Genomic DNA, 2,965 nt, shown 5'->3' on the forward strand with positions numbered 1-2,965 from the left:
TCTCTCTCAAACCCCAAAACACCTTCGGTGTTGTCAGGTTAAGCCGCACGGGTCATTAGTACCGGTTAGCTCAACGTCTCGCAACGCTTACACACCCGGCCTATCTACGTCCTCGTCTCGAACGTTCCTTCAGTGTCCTCTAGGGACAAGGGAAGACTCATCTTAAGGCAAGTTTCCCGCTTAGATGCTTTCAGCGGTTATCTCTTCCGCACTTAGCTACCGGGCAGTGCCATTGGCATGACAACCCGAACACCAGTGGTGCGTCCACTCCGGTCCTCTCGTACTAGGAGCAGCCCCTTGCAATCTTCCAACGCCCACGGCAGATAGGGACCGAACTGTCTCACGACGTTCTAAACCCAGCTCGCGTACCACTTTAAATGGCGAACAGCCATACCCTTGGGACCTACTTCAGCCCCAGGATGTGATGAGCCGACATCGAGGTGCCAAACACCGCCGTCGATATGAACTCTTGGGCGGTATCAGCCTGTTATCCCCGGAGTACCTTTTATCCGTTGAGCGATGGCCCTTCCATACAGAACCACCGGATCACTATGACCTGCTTTCGCACCTGCTCGAGCCGTCACTCTCGCAGTCAAGCTAGCTTATGCCATTGCACTAACCTCACGATGTCCGACCGTGATTAGCTAACCTTCGTGCTCCTCCGTTACGCTTTGGGAGGAGACCGCCCCAGTCAAACTACCCACCAGACACTGTCCGCAACCCGGATAACGGGCCGACGTTAGAACATCAAACATTCAAGGGTGGTATTTCAAGGATGGCTCCATGCAGACTGGCGTCCACATTTCACAGCCTCCCACCTATCCTACACATCAAGGCTCAAGGTTCAGTGTCAAGCTATAGTAAAGGTTCACGGGGTCTTTCCGTCTTGCCGCGGGTACACTGCATCTTCACAGCGAGTTCAATTTCACTGAGTCTCGGGTGGAGACAGCCTGGCCATCATTACGCCATTCGTGCAGGTCGGAACTTACCCGACAAGGAATTTCGCTACCTTAGGACCGTTATAGTTACGGCCGCCGTTTACTGGGGCTTCGATCAAGAGCGTCGCCTTGCGGCTAACCCCATCAATTAACCTTCCAGCACCGGGCAGGCGTCACACCGTATACGTCCACTTTCGTGTTTGCACAGTGCTGTGTTTTTATTAAACAGTTGCAGCCAGCTGGTATCTGCGACTGGCCTCGGCTCCGAAAGCGTGTTTCTTCACCTGACGCCAGCGTGCCTTCTCCCGAAGTTACGGCACCATTTTGCCTAGTTCCTTCACCCGAGTTCTCTCAAGCGCCTGAGTATTCTCTACCTGACCACCTGTGTCGGTTTGGGGTACGATTGACCATAATCTGACGCTTAGGGGCTTTTCCTGGAAGCGGGGCATCAGCAACTTCAGCACCGTAATGCCTCGTCATCGTGCCTCAGTGTCTTGGATAACCGGATTTGCCAAGTTATCCCACCTACACACTTAAACCGGGACGACCGTCGCCCGGCTTGCCTAGCCTTCTCCGTCCCCCCATCGCAATTATGGCCAGTACAGGAATATTAACCTGTTTCCCATCGACTACGCTTTTCAGCCTCGCCTTAGGGGTCGACTCACCCTGCCCCGATTAACGTTGGACAGGAACCCTTGGTCTTCCGGCGAGCGGGTTTTTCACCCGCTTTATCGTTACTTATGTCAGCATTCGCACTTCTGATACCTCCAGCAAACCTCACAGTTCACCTTCACCGGCTTACAGAACGCTCCCCTACCCAACAACACATTCGTGTCGCTGCCGCAGCTTCGGTGCATGGTTTAGCCCCGTTACATCTTCCGCGCAGGCCGACTCGACCAGTGAGCTATTACGCTTTCTTTAAATGATGGCTGCTTCTAAGCCAACATCCTGGCTGTCTGAGCCTTCCCACTTCGTTTCCCACTTAACCATGACTTCGGGACCTTAGCTGGCGGTCTGGGTTGTTTCCCTCTTCACGACGGACGTTAGCACCCGCCGTGTGTCTCCCGTGATAACATTCTTCGGTATTCGCAGTTTGCATCGGGTTGGTAAGTCGGGATGACCCCCTAGCCGAAACAGTGCTCTACCCCCGAAGATGACTTCACGAGGCGCTACCTAAATAGCTTTCGGGGAGAACCAGCTATCTCCCGGTTTGATTGGCCTTTCACCCCCAGCCACAAGTCATCCGCTAATTTTTCAACATTAGTCGGTTCGGTCCTCCAGTTAGTGTTACCCAACCTTCAACCTGCCCATGGCTAGATCACCGGGTTTCGGGTCTATACCCTGCAACTTAACGCCCAGTTAAGACTCGGTTTCCCTGCGGCTCCCCTATGCGGTTAACCTTGCTACAGAATATAAGTCGCTGACCCATTATACAAAAGGTACGCAGTCACCCTGATAAATCAAGGCTCCCACTGCTTGTACGTACACGGTTTCAGGTTCTCTTTCACTCCCCTCGCCGGGGTTCTTTTCGCCTTTCCCTCACGGTACTGGTTCACTATCGGTCAGTCAGGAGTATTTAGCCTTGGAGGATGGTCCCCCCATGTTCAGACAGGATACCACGTGTCCCGCCCTACTCGTTGAGCTCACAATACCAGTGTCTTCGGATACGGGGCTCTCACCCTTTACTGCCGGCCTTTCCAGACCGTTCTCCTGACACTCATATCGCTGATGGCTCTGGGCTCCTCCCCGTTCGCTCGCCGCTACTGGGGGAATCTCGGTTGATTTCTTTTCCTCGGGGTACTGAGATGTTTCAGTTCCCCCGGTTCGCCTCCTTACCCTATGAATTCAGGTAAGGATAGTGCAACGGATTGCACTGGGTTTCCCCATTCGGACATCGCCGGCTGATAGCGCTTCATATCAGCTCACCGGCGCTTTTCGCAGATTAGCACGTCCTTCATCGCCTCTGACTGCCTAGGCATCCACCGTGTACGCTTAGTCGCTTAACCTCACAACCCGAAGGTGTCTTC

Annotated in this window: 1 rRNA gene; it reads right to left on the minus strand. The window is 53.8% G+C overall.

Annotated features, from left to right (window positions below):
- Window positions 1-34: 34 nt before the first annotated feature.
- Window positions 35-2,944 (minus strand): 23S ribosomal RNA (locus Xets_RS27235).
- Between the last annotated feature and the right edge of the window lie 21 nt (window positions 2,945-2,965).

The organism is Xenorhabdus sp. TS4 (assembly GCF_014467265.1).
GTDB classification, from domain to species: Bacteria; Pseudomonadota; Gammaproteobacteria; order Enterobacterales; family Enterobacteriaceae; genus Xenorhabdus; species Xenorhabdus ehlersii.